This window comes from Microcoleus sp. Pol12B4, from assembly GCF_036701385.1.
Classification (GTDB): domain Bacteria; phylum Cyanobacteriota; class Cyanobacteriia; order Cyanobacteriales; family Microcoleaceae; genus Microcoleus.
Window position 1 is genome coordinate 1 of record NZ_JAUBQR010000412.1, and the last position, 1995, is coordinate 1995.

Genomic DNA, 1995 nt, shown 5'->3' on the forward strand with positions numbered 1-1995 from the left:
CTTGTGGCTGGAAACGCTGTGTACGGACTGATTACCGTGATTCACGTTTCAACGAATCGCACATATCTTTGCCGTGCTTGCCGTGGCACCGTGCCAATGCTTCTGACCCGGCGCGAACCAGATCGCATCCCCCGGACGAATTTGCTCGATCGAGCCGCCCCAGCGCTGTGCAAGACCGCAGCCAGCCGTGACAATTAGGGTCTGTCCCAACGGGTGGGTGTGCCATGCTGTCCGAGCACCAGGCTCGAACGTGACGCTGGCACCAGACGTGCGTGCTGGTTCGTGCGCCTCGAACAGGGGGTCAATGCGGACAGTGTCGGTAAAATACTCAGCCGGTCCTTTGGCCGAAGGCTGTGAGCCACTTCGTTTAATATCCATTTTTTAATTCCTTCACTTGATGCCATTTCGGTGGCTGTCCCAATCGTAGAAATTGAGCACTAATCGCTTCTCTATCAATAGGGATGGATTTTTTAATAAGCAAGGTTAGCTTTGAGGACATTTTGGTTGTCACTCAGCAGGTTTCTTGCCCAATCAAAACTGAGTTTTCTCTTGTATAAAAATCCAGACGCTTGCAATTCGCCGGAATCGTTTTTGATTGCTTTAGCCTCATTCTAAGAATCCTCAAGGGCAAGCAATAGAACGATCGTCTAAGATTGTTGTACAATCCTGCAAACTTAGAAACGAACGCTGCCAAAACGACTGAAAAGTCCGCTCAGTCATGGTTGAGGCGGGCGATCCCTCACCACAAAGGGGTGCCAATGTCAAAGCGATCGACGTAAGTCCGTTGGATGCAAATCTTTTGGACGCTGTGGTGCGGCTCGTCAGGCTTCTAGATTCCCCTGCTGAAGCAAATGTTCTGGCACCACTGATTAAGCGGGAAATCATTTACCGACTCCTGATGGGAGAGCAAGGTGGTCGGCTGCGTAATATCGCAGTTCTGGGTGGCTCTACCCACCAAATTGCTAGAGCAGTCGATGGACTTCGTAAAGACTTTAACCAGCCGCTGCGGATTGAAAGCATCGCACGAGAGCTGGGAATGAGTGTATCGAGCTTCCACCATCACTTCAAGTCTGTCACTGCCATGAGTCCCTTGCAGTTCCAGAAGCAACTGCGGCTGCAGGAAGCTCGCCGTCTGATGCTGGGGCAAAACCTTGACGCTACCAGTGCAGCCTACCGTGTGGGTTATGACGATTCCTCGCACTTCAACCGAGAGTACAAGCGGCTCTTTGGTATACCGCCGATGCGCGATGTGGAGCGGCTGCGAGAAGCTGCTAGGGAGATTGCGAGTTCAACATGATCTCCTGAAGATGCCCTTAAGACGGTGGAAGATGAAGATGAGGAAATTCCGTTTTAAGCCAGGATTAAGGCAAGCGTGTCACACTTAAATCTACTTGTAAGGATTTAGTAAATTACCTGCCTCCTGCTGACACTCCTCAATATAATTTTTTAAAGTAGCTAGGGAGTTCTCAGGTGTTGATTTAAGCCCTGAACCAAAAACACTCTTAATTGCTGTATCACATTCTCGAACAGGAACAATGAGATCCCTAATAGTTTCAAAGCCATCGGCTTCAATATTTTTGAGAACAAGCTGCTCTAAGCACCATAATCTATGATTGAGAGATTCTTGAATGATAGGTATGTTAACTTTTGCTAAGGCTTTGATGAATCTTTTATCTCCAGTAAAAATCTGAGCAGATTTATCTTTTTGGATAATTTGTATAGCATGACTTGTGAGCCTGGCTTCACCTTGATCGATATTTTCAATATTGGATAATTGGGTAAAAATTTCTTGGTCAACATCAGATTCAGGTATTTTTGGTAAAGTCTTAGTAAGGTAAAGAACTTGTTTATAATTAATCAGAGAATCTTCTGGCTTTCGACTTTTCCCTCTTTCAATTTTTTTCCAATTACCTTCAAATTTACTGGAGTTTAGACTAACAAGGGAAAGAAAAGGGAGCCTGTGATTGGCACAGGCTCCCTAAAGGCAGAAAATTG

Annotated in this window: 2 protein-coding genes; one reads left to right on the top strand and one right to left on the bottom strand. The window is 46.5% G+C overall.

Going from position 1 to position 1995, the window contains the following annotated elements; genetic code table 11:
* Nucleotides 1–48 precede the first annotated feature (48 nt).
* Nucleotides 49–378 carry a (R)-mandelonitrile lyase gene (locus tag QUA38_RS28630; RefSeq protein WP_333167847.1) on the bottom strand — a complete coding sequence of 110 codons (330 nt, stop codon included), beginning with the start codon at nucleotides 376–378 and terminating at the stop codon, nucleotides 49–51.
* A gap of 340 nt (nucleotides 379–718) precedes the next feature.
* On the opposite strand from QUA38_RS28630, the gene QUA38_RS28635 reads away from it, so the two are divergent.
* Nucleotides 719–1297, top strand: coding sequence for an AraC family transcriptional regulator (locus tag QUA38_RS28635; protein WP_333167851.1), 579 nt, complete (start codon nucleotides 719–721; stop codon nucleotides 1295–1297).
* Nucleotides 1298–1995: the final 698 nt, after the last annotated feature.